Source organism: Mixta theicola (genome assembly GCF_002895925.1).
Taxonomy (GTDB): Bacteria; Pseudomonadota; Gammaproteobacteria; order Enterobacterales; family Enterobacteriaceae; genus Mixta; species Mixta theicola.
Genome location: NZ_NWUO01000005.1, coordinates 149,046 through 169,910, shown reverse-complemented (window position 1 = coordinate 169,910; position 20,865 = coordinate 149,046). Strand labels below are relative to the sequence as shown.

Below are 20,865 nucleotides of genomic sequence, written 5' to 3'. Positions count from 1 at the left end.
GCTGCAGCTGTTAGTCATTTGGCGGGATAGCAAAACCCTTCACCGACAGGACGAAATGTTGTCGGGAGCGGGTAATTTTCGCCCCGCGAGCGCACCAGTGGCTGGCGAGATGGAAGAAATCATCGCTGTCTATTTCCCAGTCCAGCTCCACTTTGTTAATGCCTGAATGCAGCAGGGCTTCGGTATCCTGCACATTTTTTGCTTTAACGGCCGACATAGCCTGATTCCCGTTTCGTTGAGGTGGCAACAGCCTAGGGAATATTTGTGACAATAATATGGCATTAATGTGACGCAGTCGGTTTATCAGACATCCGTCACCTGGATGAACCACATAATCTATAAGAGAAAGTGATATTGATTGATTTTTATCATGCCCTAAATAGGGGGGAGGAATGTAATAGCCAGTGGGTTAACGCTTGTTTTTATTTAATATTCAAGTAATGGTTCTGGTTTACAATGGCGTTTTAGTCGGTAAGCGATGACTGGAGTTGCTATGCTGATCGGCTCATTTTGTCATCCAGTAACGCTGTATTTCACGCCCATTCCGGTTTGCTCACAGAAGTACCATTCCTGTTCATCGCATCCATACCTCGGCCAAAGCCTAAAATTTGTCCAAATAAGGTGACAAAACCACTGTTGAACATATAATGAATATAACCAATATATCCAGCAGGAGAGCGTGATGACAGTGAAAGCCAACGCCGCGCGCCGTGATGAGGCCTTCTTTAATATTAAAACCGTCAACGGCGATGAGTTGCATACTCTGAACACGCGAGCCGATTCGGAGTATTTAGTTATTGATTTAGGGGCAATCAGCCACCGTCATTCAGGCTTTGAAGAAACCATCAAAGTCGCGATGAATGCTGCTGTGAATGCGGTTATTGCGTCGATGGGGGTTACCACGCCTGGCGTAAGAACAAGAAAAGCGGCCGATGTGCCGAAGTCTGTGAAATCTACCGGCGAAGCGGCGAGAACAGCCGCCAGGCAGGAGCGGGCCGATCGGAATGCGCTACGCCGTGAACAGCTTAACGCCCGTATTCTTGCTGATTCTGAGTGGCTGTCGGCAAAAGAGCTATCAGAGAAAGCGCAGTTTAACAATACCAATCCCAGCGCCGGGCCTAATCGCTGGAAATCTGCGGGGCGGATATTTGCATTACAGCTTAACGGAAAAGACCAGTATCCGGGGTATGCGCTGGATGAAGGCTATCGCCCGATACCTGTCGTTAAACAGGTTATCTCCCTATTTGGTGAGAAAAAAACGCCATGGGGCCTGGCTATCTGGTTTGGTACGGCAAACAGTTGGCTTAACGGTAAAAAGCCAAAAGATGTGCTGAAAACTATGCCTAAACAGGTATTACAGGCGGCACAGGCGGAGGTGGATGGGGGCGTTCATGGCTGATTCTGCTAACGCCGAGCAAGTTGAACGCAAAGTACCTGCTCCAAAGGCTGATCTTGCGGTTAACTTTATCCGCTGGGCGGCGGGAAAACGCATTTACAGGATTCATTCATCGGAATTTACCGCTACGCAATTTAATCCCGGCTCAGGAAATGCGCGCTTCAGCCCAATGAGCAACGGCGTGCCGACGCTGTATGGCGGCATTAGTACCGGCGTAGCGATTATGGAAACCATTTTTCATGATTTACCGGTTGATACTGCTGGTCAGCCTTTCGATACCGCCAGGCTGGAAGGGAAGGTTCACTCTGTAATTAAGCCTGTTTTGCATCTGAAACTGATCGATTTAAATCCCAGGACGTTACGTAAAATGGGGGTGAAACGGTCTGAACTGCTGGACTGTTCAGCGGATCAGTATGTCTTTACGCGGGAGTATTCGGTAGCAATTTATAATGCTCATCCCGATGCGCACGGGCTACAGTGGTCTTCCCGACAACATGGAGATACCGCGCTGATGTTATTTGGTGACCGGATAGCCCCGGAACAGCTGGAAGTTGAAATTGAATCTGAGTCCATTTTGGATTCAGACGTTATCCTGGATTTAATCGAAGATGAGGCTGACCAGCTGGGTCTTATTCTGCTTGAGCCCGGCGGCGGTGAAGGCCCTGGGAACTGAAGTGCTATACAGGCGTAAGTTCTGTGCAGGAAAGGCCCTGGTTGACCGAACAAGGGAACTTCAACAGCTTCTGCGGCTTATTGTCTCTTGTTTGAGCACCTCGTAGAGTTGATTTTGAAGAATGTTCAATTGGTTATTTTCGCGCTTTAGCATTTGACCATTGTAATGCAGCACTAAATCATTAAAAGAGCCAGCTCCGCCAGACAGGCGTTTTATATTGCTTAACGTTGCCTCATAGTCTAAATCCAGTTGCTCATTAAACCGGTTCAAATTTGCTGCCCATTTCTTTTCATCGTTTTCGGCAAGCAGCAAGCTAATATCTCTAAGTAATTTTTGGATTTTTGTTTTCATTTTAATCCTCCAGATTTTACCGTTTTTACACCGGGAATATCCCACGCGGGCAGGTGGCCCTCGGCTTAACGGTATTTTTTTGGCACCACTTTAAGCAGGATGTATACAGCCAGCAGGGTCAGGCCGATATAGACGCCTCGTTCTGTCCATGTTTCAAAATGGAAAAACCAGTAGCCGCATAAAAATACGAGCAAACCACCGATGAAAGCGAAAGCGTAACTAATTACGAGCCCGATTAGTGCCTCTTTTTTGGATTTCATTCTCAATCATCGCTGATGATCTGGTTGAATGCGGGAGCTCCGTTTGTCCACTTGACATGTAGCGCCTCCACAAAAGGCTGCAGGGCAGGCTCAAGAAAAAAATAAAGAAGGTCATAATTGCGGGCGCGCAGAGCATTATACACTTCAGGAGCATAAGCTTTTAACTTTTGGGATGTGTAAATACTACGTTCAGCCATCCCGCCAGCCAGAAGCAAATTGCCGATAATACCGCCCCGCAACCTAACTCTTGCACCGCCACTTTGCGCAACGGTTTGAGCTAATCGTGCGGAAATCAGCGAATTAGTCGTGGCTCTACCAGCGATTGAAAAACCAGTTTTACTGTAAATACTATTCTGTTTTTCTTCCGCGACATATTTGTTGAATGACTCAAAAACGATCTCTATAGTTTTAGTGAAATTGTGATTTTTTAAAAGACCGTAACGTATTGCTGTCATCATCCTGATTCGTTCAGTTTCCCGAATAGAGCGTGAATCAGTATCTATAAATCCATATGCCAGATAACCAATATCTGTTGGTACTGACAGAACGCCATTCCAAAAGCCGAAGACTGAATCAGGTGAGATAATTATTTTTGCTATCTGCTGCGCTATATCCCTATAACTACTCATATCATAATTCCCTGTAGGCAAATGATAGCCATCCTGGCCTCAGTTACACTTTAGTTTAGGGATGCACCAGTTAGTAACGGGTGATCGGGTGTTAACTAGAGCATGTAACGAAGCTCCGGGCCTATTCCCCGTGTGGTTATTTTATTACACCTCTCCACCCGATCATTGGTTGGATGTAATGCAAAATCGGGTATTAAGGGCTGCGCCGCATTCTCTGGTGCAGCCAGTTTTATTCGACAAAAAATGACCTGTCAACGACAGGGTTTTACCCTGAGCCATTTTCAGGAAACAAAAAAACCAGCCGTAACCGGCTGGTTTTTAAAGGGAATTTTGGTCGGCACGAGAGGATTTGAACCTCCGACCCCTGACACCCCATGACAGTGCGCTACCAGGCTGCGCTACGTGCCGATATGTGGACGCTATACTACCTGGAATCTCGCTAAATGCAAGCTACCGGCTTTCTAACTGCTTTATTAATAATCAGTTAGCGATGAAACGTTTCTCTTCCGTCAGCACCTGCAGCAGTAACGCCAGCTGCGGCTTATGATCTTTTAACCGCTGACCTTCGCGGTTATAAGTTTGATAGCTGCCGTTAGCATCCAGCACCAGCGTAATTTGCGGCGTGGTGATGATTAGCCGGGCGTTATCCACGCTGGTAATCCAGTTATGCTGACGTCTGGCGGCAAACAGATCTTCACCCTGCGAATATTCAGCGGGCGGCGTGCTGACGTGTAACAGGCGCTGCATTAATGTCGCCATTATATCCTGATGATCGGTCAGCTTGCTGATGGTTTGCGCCGGGGTATTTGGCCAGTGGATCAGCAGCGGCACCTGCAGAGCAGGGCGGGCAGCGTCGTTCGGCTGACCGTGCAGCGTAACCGCTTGCTGAGCGGTTACCACCACCACGGTGTTATCCAACAGGCCTTTTTGCTGCAGCGTGGTTAACACCTGTGCTATTTCACCATCAATTTCTTTGGCGTTACGGCTATAGCGCTGCGCTCTTTCTTTACCATGATCCGGCAGATTGCTCAGCCCTTGATAAGAAATCCATGAGAACCACGGCGCGCGGCCTGTCGGCAGCAAGCCAAGCCAGCGCTGCCATTGTCCGGTCGTCTGGCTATTGGACTGAACGCTGGCCAGCGGCAGAGAGAAATCAGCCAGTAACGCCTGGCGATAAAGCGGCGAGCTGAAGCCGTCAGAGGCGAACAGGCCAAACTGATAGCCTTGCTGACTCAGCGCGTTAATAAAGGCGGAAGGGATACGCGAGGCCAGCACCCCATCCATATAGCTGGGAGAAATCCCGTAAAACAGGCCAAACAGACCGCTATCCGGCGAGCTGCCGGCGGTAAAATGCTGGCTAAACCGCACGTTCTCTTCGCCGAAGCGCGCCAGATTGGGCAGCGCTTTAGGCAGGGAGGCCTGATTAAGGCCATCGATGGTAATCACCAGCAGATTTTGCCCGGAGCCGCTGTCTCTAAAGCGAATATCGCTCAGCGGATAGGCAACGGAGACCGCTTCCGGGTTGCCCTGCTGTACCAGACGGCGTTGATATTCCTGCGCATCCAGCAGGCCATGCTTCTCCAGAAACCGGCGGGCGGTCATCGGATAAGAGAGCGGCAGATTAGAGCGCTGCATGGTGATCGGGCGATAAAAATTGGCGTCCGCCCAGATATAAAGCAGATGGCTGGCGAAGAAAGCGCTGATAAACAGCGCGGCCAGCGGCTTGCCGAAGCTGCGACGGTTAAGGCTGCGCAGTTTCTGCCAGCTCCAGGTGGCAAACAGCATCTGCACCAGAAAAATAGCCGGCAGGCTGATAAACATCAGCTGCCAGTCTCGCGCCATTTCGCTTTGGTCGGGGTTGACCACCAGTTCCCATACCACCGGATTCAGATGGAGGTGGAAACGGTTGAACACGGTACTGTCAACCAACAGCAGCGTAAGCCCGGCGGTGGCGACAATGGCGGATAAAAAGCGCAGCAAACGCTGCGACATCACCACAAATGTGAGGGGAAAGATCAGGAGCAGATAAACCGCAAAAACAATAAAGCTGAAATGGCCGATCCAGCTGGTAAACGCGTAAACGCGTCCCGCCAGTGAGCCGGGCCAGTCAGCAACCAGCAGATAACGGCTGCCCAGCAGGGTAGCAAAAATGATATTAAACAACGCGAACCAGTGCCCCCAGCTAATCATCTGGGAGACTTTTTCACGGTAGCGCTGCCGATTGGTAACCATATTTGCGGTCAGATCATCACATTAGTGGGCTTTATCTTCGCGCACTGAGGCTTGCAGCGCATCAGCGAAGGAACGGGCCAGCGCACGACGCTGTGCAGGCGCCACGCTGGTATTGATTAAATTGGTGACCATATTCCCCAGCACCATCAGGGAAAGATCGGTTGGCGCCTGGTTTGTTTCCAGTACCTGCACCAGCTGCGCGAGGATCTGCTCTACGCGTTCGTCACTATAACGGGATGATTGTGGCATAACCTTAACTAATACGTATTGAAAAGGCGGTATCTTACCGTAAGCACGCCTTTTTTTCTGCACTTTTATCGTTCGTAGCGCGTTAAACTTCGGCAACGCTTCCTGTTGATGAAGCCGCCAGTTGATCGCAAGGGCGCGCGGTGTTTGAATACGCGCCTGAAGCTTAAAGGAGAGTCTAACATGAGTCTGGATATCGACCAGATTGCCCTGCATCAGTTGATTAAACGTGATGAGCAAACGCTGGAACTGGTGCTGCGCGATAGCCTGCTGCCCGCCACCCAGGCCGTGTCGGAACTGGTGGCCGAGCTGCACCGGATCTATAGCGCGAAAAGCAAAGCGTTTGGCCTGTTTAACGCTGAGAGTGAACTGGCGCAAACCCTGCGCGAATGCCGTGACGGCCAGCAGGATTTTCTCGCCTTCAGCCGTGCCGCAACCGGGCGGCTGCGCGATGAGCTGGCGAAGTATCCCTTTGCCGAAGGCGGCATCGTCCTGTTTTGCCACTATCGTTATCTGGCGGTGGAGTATTTATTAATCGCCGTGCTGAACAGCCAGAGCAGTATGCGCGTCAATGAGCAGCTCGATATTAGCAGCGTTCACTATCTGGATATTAATCATGCCGATATTGTTGCGCGCATCGATTTGACCGAGTGGGAAACTAACCCGGAATCCACGCGCTATCTGACTTTCTTACGCGGACGCGTCGGGCGTAAGGTCGCCGATTTCTTTATGGATTTCCTGGGTGCCAGCGTTGGGCTGGATACCAAAGCGCAGAACCGGGGATTGCTGCAGGCGGTGGACGACTACTGCGCCGAATCCAGCCTGGATAAAGCCGAGCGGCAAAACTACCGTCAACAGGTTTACAGCTATTGTAACGAGCAGCTGCAGGCGGGCGAGGAGATTGCGATTGAAGAGCTGGCGCGCGAGCTGCCGCCGCTGGGCGAAAAGAACTTTCAGGAGTTTACCCAACAGCAGGGCTACGAACTGGAAGAGAGCTTCCCGGCGGATCGCAGCACGCTGCGTCAGCTGACGAAGTTTGCCGGCAGCGGCGGCGGGTTGACCATCAACTTTGATGCGATGCTGCTGGGCGAGCGTATCTTCTGGGATCCGGCGACCGATACCCTGACCATTAAGGGAACGCCGCCAAATCTGCGCGATCAGCTGCAGCGGCGCAGCGGCGGGCAGTAAGTGCGAGCGCGTGGGTTTCGGCCGACGCGCAGGCATAAAAAAACGCCGCAGATGCGGCGTTTTTTCGGGCCCGAAACGCGATTAAACGCGAACGAAGTCCAGGTGATGCAGTTTCGGCTTGAACGGGTGACGCTGTACAGCCTGCACTTTAACTTTAGTTTCTTTACCATCGACAACCAGCACCATTTCGTCGGTGTAGAAGCCAGGCTTAGCCTGCAGGTTCAGCACAGAGTCGTGATCCAGTTCGATGGAAACTGCTGCTTCCTTGCCACCATAGATGATAGCCGGGAATTTGTTAGCAGCACGCAGGCGGCGGCTCGCACCCTTACCCTGCTCTTTACGTTCAGTTGCATTGATAGTTAACATGGTAACTCTCTTCAATAAATGATCCTGCTACAGGCGACCCAGCAGCAGGTTGGATTGTTCAGCTCTTGTCAGACAAAAGCGCGCGGCATTATAGCGATGTTTAGCCTGCGGGGCAAACGGAAGTGCTGCGCCGGCGCTTCCCTTAGCGCAGTTCATTGGCGCGGCGATAGCGCCCCTGATAATCGAACACCTTTTCCCGCACCTGCCAGAACTGCCCGCGCGCCCGCGCCACGACAAAATCGGGATGACGCAGCAGCGGCTGCAGCGCGACCACATCGCGGGCGGTTTGCCAGCCGAGCGGTACGCCAGGCGCCCGCTGATGCGGCCGCATAAACAGCTGCTCAAAGGCGGTGCGCTGCGCGGGCGTTTGCAGCCGGAAGCGTTCGCTGACGCTGGTGCCATCCTCATCGTAATAGGTGGCTTTCAGCCATTCGCCTTTATCGTCACGGCCAGCCTCAAGCGTCATGCCGCCGCAGCGCAGCACCAGCGCATCCTTGAGCTTCAGCGCGGCCTTCAGCATATCGTCGGGATCGACCAGCACCGCATCGCACTGATGGCAGCGGCGCGCGGCAATATCATTTTCCGCGTTGCAGTGTGGACAGCTTTTAAAGCGAAAACGATAGTCGCACTGTTCACGGTTGCCTTCATCATCTTCCAGCACGCCCTGACAGCGGCGGCCAAAGTGCTCAATCAGCGTGCCGTCGGCGGTGGTTTTGCCCCAGAAGGTATTGGCGAAGCCGCAGGCCGGGCAAAATACCTGCACCGGCTGGTTATCGCTCTGGCCTTTGGGCGCGCCCACTTCCGGCGTAAACAGGTCGTGCGGGTTACCGGCATAATCCAGGATCAGACAGTCGCTTTTTCCCGCGCACAGACGCAGCCCGCGTCCCACAATTTGCTGATACAGGCTGACCGATTCCGTGGGACGCAAAATCGCGATCAGATCGACATGCGGCGCATCAAAGCCGGTGGTTAAAACCGCGACGTTGACCAAATATTTGATCTGCTGCTGTTTGAAAGCGTTAATTAACGCGTCGCGCTCCGGCCCCGGCGTGTCGGCGCTGACCAGCGCCTTTCCTGCCGGCAGCAGCGACAGCACCTCTTTGGCATGTTCAACGGTGGCGGCAAAAATCATCACGCCTTTGCGATCGGCGGCAAATTCTACGATCTGACTAATAATATGCGGCGTAATACGCTGCTGCTGTTTTAGCTCGCGGTTGAGATCGGCTGCGGAAAACAGGCCGTTCTCCTGCGCGCTCAGACGGCTGAAATCGTATTGTACGACCGGCATATCCAGCCGCTCCGGCGGCACCAGAAAGCCATGCTTAATCATATAGCGCAGCGGCAGTTCATAAATGCAGTCATGAAACAGGGCGCGCTCGTCGCCGCGCACCATGCCATGATAATGAAAGCGGTAGATCCAGCCTTTGCCGAGGCGATAAGGCGTGGCGGTCAGGCCCAGCAGCCGCAGCTGAGGATTATGCTGACGCAGATGCGTCAGGATCTGCTGGTATTGGCTGTTTTCATCGTCGCCGATGCGATGGCATTCATCGACAATCAGCAGCGAAAAAGCGCTATCAAACAGCGGCAGATTACGCGCTACCGACTGTACGCTGCCAAACACCACTTTGCTTTTACTCTCTTTACGCGCCAGCCCGGCGGCGAAAATATCCGCCTCCAGCCCCAGCGCGAGATATTTGCTGTGATTCTGCGCCACCAGTTCTTTAACGTGAGCCAGCACCAGCACGCGCCCGCGCGCCAGCCGCGCCAGTTCGGCGATCACCAGGCTTTTACCCGCGCCGGTGGGCAGCACGATAACCGCAGGCTGTTGGGAACGACGGAAGTGGTTAAGCGTAGCTTCAACCGCTTCCTGTTGATAAGGACGCAGAGTAAACGACATGAGCAGAATAGATTTTGGAAACCGGTCGACATTATGCCATGAAAGCGGGTGAAACGGCATTTCACTCTGTCCGCTGCTGGTAACTCCAGATATACTTAGCGCTCTTTACCCGTCATACTTCAGGCGGCAGGTGCGTTGGTTTTCCCCGCTCACCCCGGTCACTTACTGCGATAAGCTTCCGGGGATTCACGGTGTCGCCGCCTGCCTACAGCTCGAATTATTTAGGGTGTTTATGCGCCAGAGGCGTATCTCCAGGTCAGACAACAGGCATCACGAACGCAATGCGACTTGATAAATTTCTTTCTCAACAACTGGAAGTTAGCCGGGCCATCGCCGCACGGGAACTGCGGGCCAAACGCGTAACGGTAGACGGTGAAATGGTACGCGACGGCGCGTTTAAGGTGCTGCCGGAGCACCAGGTAGAATATGACGGCAATCTGCTTCAGCTTCAGGTCGGGCCGCGCTACTTTATGCTGAACAAGCCGCAGGGCTATGTCTGCTCTACCGACGATCCCGATCATCCCACCATTCTCTATTTTATTGAGGAGCCGACCGCCTGGAAACTGCATGCGGCAGGGCGTCTCGATATTGATACCACCGGGCTGGTGCTGCTCACCGATGACGGCCAGTGGTCGCATCGTATTACCTCGCCGCGCCATCACTGTGAAAAAACGTACCGGGTAACGCTGGAGCATCCGCTGCGGGAAGATACCGCCCAGCTGTTCGCCGAAGGTGTGCAGCTGCACGGCGAAAAAACGCTGACCAAACCCGCCACGCTGGAAGCGCTTAGTGAAACGGAAGTGCGTCTGACCATCAGCGAAGGGCGCTATCATCAGGTAAAACGCATGTTCGCCGCCATCGGTAACCATGTGGTTGCGCTGCACCGCGAGCGCATTGGCGAGATTATGCTGGACGACGAGCTGGAGCCGGGCGAATACCGTCCACTGACGGAAGAAGAAGTGGCCAGCGTCGGCGCGCCGCGTTAATCGTAATTACCTGTAGCATAAGCTGAAAGAAAGGAACTGAGGTTGTCTAAGAAAAAGAACTCATCGATCGGGCTGGTGGTTATTCTCGGCCTGCTGGCGATGTTAATGCCGTTATCGATTGATATGTATTTGCCGGCGATGCCGCAGATCGCCAGGGAATTTGGCGTGACCGCCGGCAGCGTTCAGATGACGCTTAACGCTTATATTCTGGGCTTTGCGCTGGGGCAGCTGGTATATGGCCCGCTGGCGGACAGTTTTGGCCGCAAGCCGGTTATTACCGTTGGCACGCTGATTTTCGCGCTGGCGGCGGCGGCCTGCGCCCTGTCGCAAAGCGTTGAACAGCTAATCAATATGCGTTTTCTGCATGGCCTTTCGGCGGCGGCGGCCAGCGTGGTGATTAACGCGCTGATGCGCGACTCTTTCTCGAAAGAGGAATTTTCACGCATGATGTCGTTTGTGATGCTGGTGACGACCATCGCGCCACTGCTGGCGCCGATTATCGGCGGCTGGCTGCTGGTGCTATGGAGCTGGCACGCTATTTTCTGGAGCCTGTCGTTGGCGGCGCTGGCGGTCACGCTGATGGTCGCGACGCAAATCCGTGAAACGCTGCCGAAAGAGCAGCGCCAGCGTTTTCATTTACGCACCACGCTGCGTAACTTCCTGTCGCTGTTTCGTCATAAGCGCGCCTTCAGCTATATGATGGCCAGCGGCTTCTCCTTTGCCGGGCTGTTTTCTTTTCTTAACGCCGGGCCGTTTGTTTATATCGAAGTCAATCACGTCTCGCCGCAGAACTTCGGTTATTATTTCGCGTTAAACGTGGTGTTTCTGTTTATCATGACGCTGATCAATAGCCGTTCGGTGAGCCGCTTTGGCCCGCTGGCGATGTTTCGTTTTGGTCTGCTGATCCAGTTTGCGATGGGAATCTGGCTGCTGGTGGTGAGCGCATTTAATCTTGGCTTTCTGCCGCTGGTATTTGGCGTGGCGCTGTTTATCGGCTGCGTAGCGATGGTTTCCTCGAACGCGATGGCGGTAATTCTGGATGAGTTTCCCCATATTGCCGGTACTGCGTCATCGCTGGCGGGCACGCTGCGCTTTGGCGTGGGCGCGCTGGTGGGCGCGGTGCTGTCGATGGCGAACTTTACCAGCGCCTGGCCGATGGTGTGGTCAATTGCCTTATGCGCCACCTGTTCGCTGCTGCTTTATGGCTACGCCAGCCGCGCGCGTAAGCCTGTACAGGCAGGTTAAATCCCCTTAATCCCTGGCGAAAACAGGCATTGTTGATTATATGTAAAAGTATCCGCGTGAAAAAGTTACAGGAATGAAGCAAAAATGGTTGTGCCTGTTTCCTGAACGCGGTACATATAGCAGCAAAATGAGAGCTAACTCTCAAAATGCCGTAACAATAAAACGCTCACTGCGCTATATGCGAGCCGGCGAAGTTGTTTGCCGGAAACGCAGCGAACCGTGAGCATCAGGTGCCCTGGGGATTGCATTTGAACACTTTACAATTGTCGATTGTACACCGCTTACCACAAAGCTACCGTTGGGCTGCCGGGGCGATAGAACTGAATACGCTGGCGGCCGAAGACGATCTGATCGGTCTGCGGCTGCTTAGCCATGATGGCGCCCCCGCCTGGGAAGTCATGCAGAAGATGCGCGCCATGCTGGCGGAAATCCAGGTAGAGTGCTCCATTGTCGAATGGCAGGGCGAACCCTGTCTGTTTGTGCAGCGCAGCGACGAGAGCGCCGCCACGGTACGCCTGAAAAATCAGGGCGTGGCGATTGCCGAAACCTTTACCGCCCAGCCGCTTTGATAGGCGCCGGCCATAAGCCTTTTAATACTGGCTGGCAGCCGTAACGCGCCTGCTGCGCCTCTGTTAGTCCGCCGTTTGCGCCAGCGTCAGCAGCTGCCGCGTATATTCCTGCTGCGGTGCGGCAAACACCGCTGCGCAATCTCCTTGCTCAACCACCTCGCCCTGACGCAGCACCACCACCTGATGACACAGCGAACGTACTACCTGCAAATCGTGGCTGATAAAAATGTAGGCCAGGCGATGTTGCTGCTGCAGTTTTTTCAACAGCTCCAGAATCTGCTTCTGTACTGAACGATCCAGCGAGGAAGTGGGCTCATCCAGAATTACCAGTTCAGGCTGAAGTATCAACGCGCGGGCGATAGCAATACGCTGCCGCTGGCCGCCGGAAAACTCTGCCGGATAGCGCTGGCGGGTTGCGGGATCGAGCCCGACTTCCTGCATGACCTGAATCACCCGCTCTTCACGCTGCTGCGCCGTCAGCGCCGGACGATGAACCTGCAATCCTTCTTCAATAATCTGCACCACGTTCAGCCGTGGATTCAGCGAAGAGTTAGGATCCTGAAATACGACCTGCAGCCGTGGCCGCCAGGGCAGCATTTGCCGTCGGCTCAGGTTTTGCAGCGGCTGACCCGCGAAGTTAATCTCGCCCTGCGAAGCGATCAGCCGCAGCAGCGCCAGCCCGGTAGTGCTTTTACCGGAGCCGGATTCGCCCACCAGCCCCAGGCTTTCGCCGGGCCGCAGGCTAAAGCTCAGGTTCTTCAGCGCCTGATGCTGATGCGTCGTGCGGCGCAGCAGCCCGCGTTTTACCGCAAAAGCGACCTGTAACTGATTTACCTGCAGCAGCGCGGGCTGGCTGTGATCAACCGGCGCGGGACGACCGGTTGGCTCCGCATCGATCAGTTTGCGCGTATAGGGATGCTGCGGCGCAGCAAACAACCGATCGCAGCGGTTATGCTCCACGCCTTTACCGTTTTGCATCACGCTGACGCTGTCGGCCAGCTGGCGAACGATATTCAAATTATGGGTAATAAACAGCAGGCCCATATTCAGTTCGCGCTTCAGCTCCTTCAGCAGCGTCAGGATCTGCGCCTGCACCGTGACATCCAGCGCGGTAGTCGGCTCATCGGCAATCAGCAGATCCGGCTGGGTCAGCAGCGCCATAGCAATCATGACGCGCTGGCGTTCGCCGCCGGAAAGCTGATGCGGATAGTCGGCCAGACGCGCCCGCGCGTTACGAATGCCGACCCGATCGAGACAGCTGAGCATTTCGGCGCGCGCCGCCTCGCGCCGCATTCCCCGATGCAGCGACAGCACCTCATACAGCTGTTTTTCCAGCGTATGCAGCGGATTAAGCGACACCATTGGCTCCTGAAAGATCATCGCCATTCTGTTGCCGCGCAGCCGCTGAAGCGTGCGTTCATCGGCGCGCAGCAGATCCTGCCCTTCGAACAGGATTTCACCCTGCGGCCAGACCACCGGCGGCGAAGGCAGCAGACGCATCACCGAAAGCGCGGTCACGCTTTTGCCTGAGCCGGACTCGCCTACCAGCGCCAGCGTTTCGCCCGCCTCGACCGTAAGAGAAAGGTCGTCCACCACGCGCTGCTCGCTATTACCGTGGCGAAAAGCGATGCTGAGATGATTGATGCTAAGCAGGGGAGAAGACATATCAGGAGACCTTAGCGGGATCGAACGCGTCACGTACCGCTTCGCCGATAAAAATCAGCAGCGACAGTAAAATAGCCAGAGTAAAGAAGCCCGCCAGACCGAGCCAGGGCGCCTGCAGATTGTTTTTCCCCTGCAGCAGCAGTTCGCCGAGCGAAGGCGAGCCGAGCGGCAGGCCAAAGCCAAGGAAATCAAGCGAGGTTAATGTGGTGATCGAACCACACAAAATAAACGGCAGCCAGGTCAGGGTCGCGACCATCGCGTTGGGCAGAATATGGCGCAGCATGATCCGGCTGTCGCTGACGCCCAGCGCGGTTGCCGCACGAATATAGTCAAAGTTGCGCGTACGCAGAAACTCGGCGCGCACCACGCCGACCAGGCTCATCCAGCCAAACGCCACGGTGATCGCCAGCAGCCACCAAAATCCGGGCTGGATCACGCTGGAAAGAAGAATAATCAAAAACAGCGTGGGCATACCGGACCATACTTCGATAATCCGCTGGCCAAACAGATCTACTTTGCCGCCAAAATAGCCCTGCACCGCGCCGACCGTAATGCCGATAACGCTGGAAATCAGCGTCAGCATCAGGCCAAACAGCAGGGAAATACGCGTGCCGTACAGAATGCGCGCCAGCACATCGCCGCCGTTGGCATCGGTGCCAAGCCAGTTCTGCGCCGAGGGCGGAGAAGGGAAGGGGACGGCAGTGGCGAAATTAATGGTATCGTCAGCAAAGCGGATCGGCGCCCACAGCGCCCAGCCATTCTGCGCCAGCCGCTGTTTTAACCAGGGATCCTGATAATCCGCGGCGGTGGCGAAAGGGCCGCCGAAATCGCTTTCGCTATAGTTAAACAGCAGCGGGGCGTACCAGCGGTTTTGATAATGCACCAGCAGCGGCTTATCATTGGCCAGCAGCTCCGCGCCCAGGCACAGCACAAAGATCAGCGCAAACAGCCACAGCGACCAGTAGCCGCGACGGTTTTGCCGGAAGCGCCGCCAGCGTGCCTGATTTACCGGACTTAAACGGCTCATTATCGTCCCTCAAAATCGATGCGTGGATCGACCAGCGTATAGGTAATATCGCTTAAGATATTCAGCAGCAGGCCGATCAGCGTAAAGATATACAGCGTACCAAACATTACCGGATAGTCGCGCTGAATGGTGGCGTCATAGCCCAGCAGGCCCAGACCGTTAAGCGAAAACATCACTTCGATCAGCAGCGATCCGGTAAAAAACATGCTGATAAAGGTGGCGGGAAAACCGGCGATAACCAACAGCATGGCGTTGCGAAACACGTGACGATAGAGGATTTTATTTTCATCCAGGCCCTTCGCGCGCGCGGTAACCACATACTGCTTGCGTATCTCATCAAGAAAGGAATTTTTCGTCAGCATGGTTAAGGTTGCGAAGCCGCCGATCACCGTTGCCAGTACCGGCAGCGTAATATGCCAAAAGTAATCGACGATCTTTCCGTACCACGGCAGCGTAGCAAACTGCGGTGAAGTCAGGCCGCGCAGCGGAAACCAGTCCAGATAACTGCCGCCGGCAAACAGCACGATCAGCATGATGCCAAACAGAAAGGCGGGGATCGCATAGCCAACGATGATCAGGGTGCTGCTCCAGATATCGAAGGCGCTGCCGTTGCGTACTGCCTTTTTAATGCCCAGCGGAATCGACACCAGATAAATAATCAGCGTACTCCACAGGCCAAGCGATATTGAAACCGGCAGGCTCTCCTTAATCATCTGGATCACCGAGGCGCTGCGAAACAGGCTGTCGCCAAAATCGAAGCGAATGTAATCCCACAGCAGTTTGAAATAACGCTCGTGTAGCGGCTTATCGAAACCGTAGCGTTTGGTTATCTCGGCAACGACTTCAGGATCGAGACCGCGCGAGCCGCGATACTGGCTATCGCCGGGCGAGGTATTAAGCATTGCCCGGCTGTTTTCCGCGCTGCCGCTGCCGGACAGGCCGGTGGTCTGGCCGAACTGCGCGTTGGCCAGCGCCTGCTCAACCGGGCCGCCGGGCGCAATCTGGACAATAAAGAAATTCAGCGTAATGATCGCCCACAGCGTGGGGATAATTAACAACAAGCGACGAATTAAATAAGCGCCCACGTTCACTCCTTAACGCCGCTGGGCCGGCAATTTTTCGGCCTTGTTCATATCGTACCACCAGCTCTCCAGCCCGACGGAAAAGGCGGGCGTCACCGCCGGATGCGAAAATTTATTCCACCAGGCGTAGCGGTCATTGGCGCTATACCACATGGGGATCATGTAATAGTTCCACAGCAGCACCCGATCCAGCGCGCGTCCTAACGGCAGCAGCGCCGCCTTATCGCCCTGGTGCGCCAGAATCCGATCGATTAACGCATCCAGCACCGGGCTTTTGACCCGCGCCCGGTTCCAGCTGGAATCAATAAACGACGACTGCCAGAGTATGCTCAGGTTACTGTTTGGCCACGGCGTGGCGTAATATTGCCCTGGCGTCATATCATAATCACCGCGCCGCAGGCGCCGCAAATACTGCGAGCTGTCCACCTGGCGAATATCCACGCTAATGCCTAAACGCTTTAAATTGTGCTGGAAGGGCAGCACCCAGGCGATATTGCCGCCGCCCGGCAATAGCAGCTCAAAGCGAAACGGCTGACCGGCGCTGTTGACCAACTGCTGATTTTTAAGCTGCCAGCCTGCCTGTTTCAGCAGCGCCATCGCCTGCAGCAGATTCGCGCGATCGTAGCCGTTGCCGTCGCTGCCCGGCGACTGATAGCGCTCGCTAAACACCTCATCCGGGATCTGGCCTTTGTAAGGGGCAAGGATTTTCAGTTCGGCGGCATCGGGATAACCGTGGGCGGCATATTCGGTATTCTGGAAATAGCTGCTGCTGCGTAAATAGGCGCCGTAGAACAGCGCCTTGTTCATCCATTCAAAATCAAATGCCAGCGTCAACGCCTGACGAACGCGGCGGTCGCTAAATAGCGGCTTTTCATTATTAAATGCCAGCCAGGCTGCGTCGGTCGTGACCTGGTTCGGCCGCGCCTCTTTGACAATTTGCCGCTGCTCAAAGCGGCTGCCACGGTACTGGGTCGCCCAGTTTTTGGCCGAGCCTTCGGCACGAAAATCATAGGCGCCCGCTTTAAACGCCTCAAAGGCGACATTGTCATCCAGATAATAGTCGTAGCGGAGGGTATCGAAATTAAAGCGACCTTTATTTACCGGCAGATCGGCGGCCCAGTAATCTTTAACGCGCGTATAGGTAATAGACTGGCCGATTTTATAGGCGCTGATGCGGTAAGGGCCGCTGGACAGCGGGGGATAGCCTAGCGGCTCGTTGAATTTACGCGACTGCCAGAACTTCTCCGACAGCACCGGCAGGCTAAATAAACCCAGCATCAGGCTTTTGTCCGCTTTCGGCAGCTCAATGCGCACCGTCAGCCGTGAGATCGCCTTTACCGTGACGCCTTTATAGACCAGGCGAAATGAGGTCACGCCTTCGGTCATAAACTTGTTAAAGGTAAAAGCCACATCCTGCGCGACGATCGGCGAGCCGTCATGGAAGCGGGCGCGGGGATTGAGGGTGATTTCCGCCCATTTAAAATCGGCAGGATAGCGCGCATATTCCGCAATCAGCGGATAGTAGCTGCCAATTTCATCATCAGAGGTGACGAACAGCCCATCGTACAGCGTAATCGTTCCTTCGCCGGGATAGCCGCGTGAGGCGAAACGGTTAAAGTTATCGTAATTGCCCACTACCGCCAGCGTAATTTTGCCGCCTTTTGGCGCGGCCGGATTGGCATAATCGTAATGGGTAAAGTTAACATCATATTTCGGCTCGCCCAGCTCGGCGAAAGCGTAGCCTTTATGAATAATTTCAGCCCGCGCAGCAGGCGCTGCGCCGATAAAAAGAGCCAGTATAAGCAGACGAAGTAACATTGAATCGGTTATCTCCCGGACAAATAAGCGGCGCTGATGGCCGCCATCAACAACCTGCGGTACTGATCCAGGCTATCCGGCGCAGATGATCCGCCTGGCGCTTTATAACATTGGATAATGGCATTGGGCATTATATCCTGCTTTAGCCTGTTTTTATTGTGAGAATAAGTACAGCCAGTCTCTGATAATAAGAAACGGAGAATATAACGAGCAGGACTGTATGTCTTGTTATTCTGAAGTAAAGGTTTTCAGCCCGGCATTTTTTCAACAGCTGGCTATTCAGGGCGAAAAAAACGCTGCCGGGGCAGCGTTTTTAATTGCTCATTAAATATTAAACAGCAGGGATAAAAATTAACTTTGCGTCCGGCTCAATACGCGTCGTGCTTCGCGATAACGGCTTTTCCAGTATGAATCGTTAAGACTGGAAATCATTACGCCGCTGCTGGTCGAGGCATGGACAAAATTGTCGTTACCCAGATAAATCCCTACGTGGCGGCCGGTAGAGCCCGCGCGGAACAGCACCAGGTCTCCGGGACGCAGCCGGGTACGCGCCACCTGGCGGCCGGTATCTTTTTGCTCTGAGGTAGAGCGCGGCAGGTCAAGGCCGAATTGTTCACGGAAGGTGAGCTGTACAAAGGCGGAACAATCAATGCCGCGTTTAGTGGTGCCGCCTAAACGATAACGCACACCTTTCCAGTCGGCATATTGTTCCAGAATGCGCGATTTAATATCGACATTCTGTACCATTTGTTCGAATTCATCCTGAGACGCTTGAAGTAAAAAACCATTCTGGTTATTCACTGCATGGGTCTCAGTTTGCGCATTTTGTCCGTGATGAGCACTACATGCTGAGAGTAACGTCGCCAGCGCGACAGCGGGGATTGCCCGCAGGATATATCTCAGAAAAGGTTGAGATTTGACCATTATGTTTATTATCCCTTGAAGTCCTTACGACCGGAGGTCGCTGATTAATGAGCAAAACGGCACGAGATTAAATACAACCAGGACATAAGACAATTTCTGAATCTTTAAAATGTGTAAACGCGCACACTTTTCTTTTACAGAAGCCCACATTACGTACGGCTTTTGCCTGGCTGTGGCTGAGGTTAACCGATTGCAAGCCGCATGGCGAGTGGTTTTACGCACTTTTTTCCAGGTTTTTTTGATGTGAAATCAATACATAACCATTTGGTTACTTTATCGACAAATATGAACAAATAATGGCGGGATTAAAGGGGGTTTAACCCGTTAATTTACCGGATGGCGTCAGTTTTCAGAAAAATACGCTGGACAAACAGGGCGGCCCGCGAATATTCAGGCTGGGCGGTCATTATTATTTCTGTTACGTTGCTGATTAGCAGGCTAATTATCAACAAATAAAAAAAGCCCCGTCAGCAATAATCTGACGGAGCTTTTACATTAATCTCAGGTGCGGGCAGAAGCTTAGCGTGGCAAGCCGGGTTTATATTTGCCAGGCAGGTTGCGCCAGAGCCAGTTAACCACCGCATCGCTGGCCGGGGTCATCAACCACCAGCTCAGGCCAACCAGCACCACCGAAAGCGAGCCCACGGCGACATCGGTAAACCAGTGCGCGCCCGCCATAATGCGCGGCAGAGAAAACAGCACCGCAATCACCAGCGCAATGGAAAAAGCCTTTTTGCCAAAGTAACGCAGCATAAAGCAGGCAAAAATAATCAGCATCATACCGTGATCGCCAGGGAAGCTATCTTTGGACGCATCCTTGGCGGGGATGCCGGTCAGCTCGCTCACGCGATAAGCCTGCTTAAAGAACAGCGTTGGGCTGGAGTGCTGCACCGGCAGCAAATGGCCGAGCTGGTTTAGCACTACCGCCGTTAACAGCATGCAAACGCCGATCGCCAGCATCCGGCGACGGCCTTCCGGCGTATCACGCAGCCAGTATGACCAGTAAAGCAGGCCCATCGCCAGCAGCGATACCGCATCAAAACCGCGATAGTTGGCGATCGCCAGCAGGAATGCAAACGTATGGCTGGTGGCCATATGCTGGTTAAACCAGAAAAAACCGTTTTATCGATGCTGAACCAGGCACCATGATTACCGGGCAAAAACCAGGATAAAAACAGCGCCACCCCCAGCAGATTCAGCAGCAGAATAATCGCTAAACGTTTTGCATTCATATGGAACTCACAGCACAGGATAAAAATAGCGGCATAGATTAGGGCTTATTGCTTAAACGGAGTTTCAACAACTCGCTTTGTAGCTGATTCCAGTCTGCTTCGCTGTCGTGGATAATTTCAATCCGGCTATCCGGCGGCGGCGTCTGGCGCGTTTCGATATGGAAATCGGCGCCCTGACGATTAATGCTGACCGCGCCTTCAGCAATGCGCATCACCCCTTTGACCCGCGCTACCGGGGCCAGACGCGCCCACTCAAGAATGCCGATGGTATCGAACAGGGTATCGCTATCAAAAGCCCAGCCGCAGGCGTAATAGCCCTGGCCCTGATTAAAGGCCCGCCGCCAGCGCGCGTTACGATCGAGGCGTAGCGCGGAGAGTCCCGAATCACGATGAGCGTGCTGATGCGCCTCGCTCTGGGGCAGCGTGCGCAGGTTACGGCGCGGCTGCGCCAACAGCGCCGGATCGATGCGGCCATATTCGGTACAGACCAGCAGGCGATCTTCCAGCTGTTCCGCCTGCCACTGCGCCAGCGCCTGACGATCCTGCTCCTGCCAGCGATCCTGCTTATTGGCGATCACAATATCCGCCGCTGCCAGCTGGTCGCGGAAATTTTCATTGGCGCGTACGCGCGCATCGCTCAGCTGACGCGGATCGAGCAGCGTCAATGAGGCCTGAAGCGTCAGCCAGGGCTGGTAAACCTCGGCGCTCAGCATATCGAGGATCTGTTTGGGATGGCCCAGGCCGGTCGGTTCGATCAGCAGGCGATCGAGCTGATGCTGGCGTAGCAGCATATTTAACCCCACCTGCATCGGCAGGCCGTTAACACAGCACATGCAGCCGCCGGGAATTTCTTTCAGCACCGCGCCGCTTTCCGCCAGCAGCGCGCCATCAATACCGATCTCGCCGAATTCATTCACCAGTACGGCCCAGTTTTCGCCTTCCGGTTTCTGCGCCAGTAAATGTAAGAGCGTGGTGGTTTTGCCGCTGCCAAGAAAGCCGGTAATCAGGTTGACCTGGATCATTGTTATCTCCTTTTATTGCGTTATTCGCCCCCTGTCGCTGCGGCAAAATGACGCCGT

20 protein-coding genes, 1 tRNA gene and 2 pseudogenes are annotated in these 20,865 nt (G+C 54.1%); 6 read left to right on the top strand and 17 right to left on the bottom strand.

The genetic code is table 11. The annotated features are described in order from the left end of the window. Positions 1-10: 10 nt before the first annotated feature. Positions 11-217 carry a hypothetical protein gene (locus COO59_RS08905; RefSeq protein WP_103059443.1) on the bottom strand — a complete coding sequence of 69 codons (207 nt, stop codon included), beginning with the start codon at positions 215-217 and terminating at the stop codon, positions 11-13. Between the two features lie 465 nt (positions 218-682). Between COO59_RS08905 and COO59_RS08900 the strand changes: the two genes are divergently transcribed. Next, positions 683-1,399 carry an integrase gene (locus COO59_RS08900; protein ID WP_103059442.1) on the top strand — a complete coding sequence of 239 codons (717 nt, stop codon included), beginning with the start codon at positions 683-685 and terminating at the stop codon, positions 1,397-1,399. Continuing rightward, positions 1,392-2,069 (top strand): RES family NAD+ phosphorylase, encoded by a 678-nt coding sequence (locus tag COO59_RS08895; RefSeq protein ID WP_103059536.1) that lies wholly within the window; start codon positions 1,392-1,394, stop codon positions 2,067-2,069. Before COO59_RS08900 ends, COO59_RS08895 begins: the two co-directional genes overlap by 8 nt. Positions 2,070-2,129: 60 nt before the next feature. On the opposite strand, the gene COO59_RS08890 is transcribed toward COO59_RS08895, so the two are convergent. From COO59_RS08890 to COO59_RS08865, 7 genes and pseudogenes are all read right to left on the bottom strand, one after another. Next, on the bottom strand, positions 2,130-2,420 hold the full coding sequence (locus tag COO59_RS08890) for a DUF6966 domain-containing protein (protein ID WP_103059441.1): 291 nt from the start codon (positions 2,418-2,420) through the stop codon (positions 2,130-2,132). A gap of 65 nt (positions 2,421-2,485) precedes the next feature. Beyond that, positions 2,486-2,680 (bottom strand): hypothetical protein, encoded by a 195-nt coding sequence (locus COO59_RS08885; protein WP_103059440.1) that lies wholly within the window; start codon positions 2,678-2,680, stop codon positions 2,486-2,488. A 2-nt stretch (positions 2,681-2,682) separates the two neighbouring features. Next, on the bottom strand, positions 2,683-3,309 hold the full coding sequence (locus COO59_RS08880; protein ID WP_103059439.1) for a hypothetical protein: 627 nt from the start codon (positions 3,307-3,309) through the stop codon (positions 2,683-2,685). Between the two features lie 286 nt (positions 3,310-3,595). Further along, positions 3,596-3,685 (bottom strand): annotated as a pseudogene (locus COO59_RS21230) (hypothetical protein); the annotation flags it as partial. Next, a tRNA-Pro gene (locus COO59_RS08875) sits at positions 3,641-3,717 on the bottom strand. The pseudogene COO59_RS21230 and the gene COO59_RS08875, both read right to left, overlap by 45 nt. Positions 3,718-3,789: 72 nt before the next feature. Then, the gene (gene yejM / locus COO59_RS08870) at positions 3,790-5,541 is read right to left on the bottom strand and encodes an LPS biosynthesis-modulating metalloenzyme YejM (protein ID WP_103059438.1); all 1,752 of its coding nucleotides are present in this window, start codon (positions 5,539-5,541) and stop codon (positions 3,790-3,792) included. Between the two features lie 21 nt (positions 5,542-5,562). Further along, on the bottom strand, positions 5,563-5,790 hold the full coding sequence (locus tag COO59_RS08865; RefSeq protein ID WP_103059535.1) for a YejL family protein: 228 nt from the start codon (positions 5,788-5,790) through the stop codon (positions 5,563-5,565). A gap of 180 nt (positions 5,791-5,970) precedes the next feature. Between COO59_RS08865 and yejK the strand changes: the two genes are divergently transcribed. Beyond that, on the top strand, positions 5,971-6,975 hold the full coding sequence (gene yejK, locus COO59_RS08860; RefSeq protein ID WP_103059437.1) for a nucleoid-associated protein YejK: 1,005 nt from the start codon (positions 5,971-5,973) through the stop codon (positions 6,973-6,975). A gap of 81 nt (positions 6,976-7,056) precedes the next feature. Here yejK and rplY read toward each other — a convergent pair whose 3' ends face one another. Both rplY and radD read right to left on the bottom strand, forming a co-directional pair. Beyond that, a complete protein-coding gene (gene rplY, locus COO59_RS08855) occupies positions 7,057-7,341 on the bottom strand; it encodes a 50S ribosomal protein L25 (protein WP_103059436.1) in 285 nt (94 codons plus the stop codon). A gap of 142 nt (positions 7,342-7,483) precedes the next feature. Further along, positions 7,484-9,238 carry a DNA repair helicase RadD gene (gene radD, locus COO59_RS08850; protein ID WP_103059534.1) on the bottom strand — a complete coding sequence of 585 codons (1,755 nt, stop codon included), beginning with the start codon at positions 9,236-9,238 and terminating at the stop codon, positions 7,484-7,486. 281 nt (positions 9,239-9,519) lie between these two features. On the opposite strand from radD, the gene rsuA reads away from it, so the two are divergent. The 3 genes from rsuA (at position 9,520) to COO59_RS08830 (ending at position 12,038) form a co-directional block, all read left to right on the top strand. Further along, positions 9,520-10,224, top strand: coding sequence for a 16S rRNA pseudouridine(516) synthase RsuA (gene rsuA / locus COO59_RS08840; protein ID WP_103059434.1), 705 nt, complete (start codon positions 9,520-9,522; stop codon positions 10,222-10,224). A gap of 42 nt (positions 10,225-10,266) precedes the next feature. Next, a complete protein-coding gene (locus COO59_RS08835; RefSeq protein ID WP_103059433.1) occupies positions 10,267-11,469 on the top strand; it encodes a Bcr/CflA family multidrug efflux MFS transporter in 1,203 nt (400 codons plus the stop codon). Between the two features lie 248 nt (positions 11,470-11,717). After that, positions 11,718-12,038 (top strand): YejG family protein, encoded by a 321-nt coding sequence (locus COO59_RS08830; protein WP_103059533.1) that lies wholly within the window; start codon positions 11,718-11,720, stop codon positions 12,036-12,038. Positions 12,039-12,101: 63 nt separating this feature from the next. On the opposite strand, the gene yejF is transcribed toward COO59_RS08830, so the two are convergent. The 7 genes and pseudogenes from yejF to COO59_RS08795 form a co-directional block, all read right to left on the bottom strand. Further along, the gene (gene yejF / locus COO59_RS08825) at positions 12,102-13,703 is read right to left on the bottom strand and encodes a microcin C ABC transporter ATP-binding protein YejF (RefSeq protein ID WP_103059432.1); all 1,602 of its coding nucleotides are present in this window, start codon (positions 13,701-13,703) and stop codon (positions 12,102-12,104) included. A 1-nt stretch (position 13,704) separates the two neighbouring features. Next, positions 13,705-14,730, bottom strand: a complete 1,026-nt coding sequence (locus COO59_RS08820) for an ABC transporter permease (protein WP_103059431.1) — start codon at positions 14,728-14,730, stop codon at positions 13,705-13,707. Beyond that, a complete protein-coding gene (locus tag COO59_RS08815) occupies positions 14,730-15,815 on the bottom strand; it encodes a microcin C ABC transporter permease YejB (protein WP_103059430.1) in 1,086 nt (361 codons plus the stop codon). Before COO59_RS08815 ends, COO59_RS08820 begins: the two co-directional genes overlap by 1 nt. A gap of 9 nt (positions 15,816-15,824) precedes the next feature. After that, a complete protein-coding gene (locus tag COO59_RS08810) occupies positions 15,825-17,630 on the bottom strand; it encodes an extracellular solute-binding protein (protein ID WP_103059429.1) in 1,806 nt (601 codons plus the stop codon). Positions 17,631-17,981: 351 nt separating this feature from the next. Then, positions 17,982-18,554, bottom strand: a complete 573-nt coding sequence (gene mepS, locus COO59_RS08805; protein WP_103059428.1) for a bifunctional murein DD-endopeptidase/murein LD-carboxypeptidase — start codon at positions 18,552-18,554, stop codon at positions 17,982-17,984. Positions 18,555-19,073: 519 nt separating this feature from the next. Further along, positions 19,074-19,786: pseudogene (locus tag COO59_RS08800) on the bottom strand (phosphatase PAP2 family protein). A 38-nt stretch (positions 19,787-19,824) separates the two neighbouring features. Next, positions 19,825-20,808: a CobW family GTP-binding protein gene (locus COO59_RS08795; RefSeq protein ID WP_103059427.1), complete on the bottom strand. Its 984-nt coding sequence runs from the start codon at positions 20,806-20,808 to the stop codon at positions 19,825-19,827. Positions 20,809-20,865: the final 57 nt, after the last annotated feature.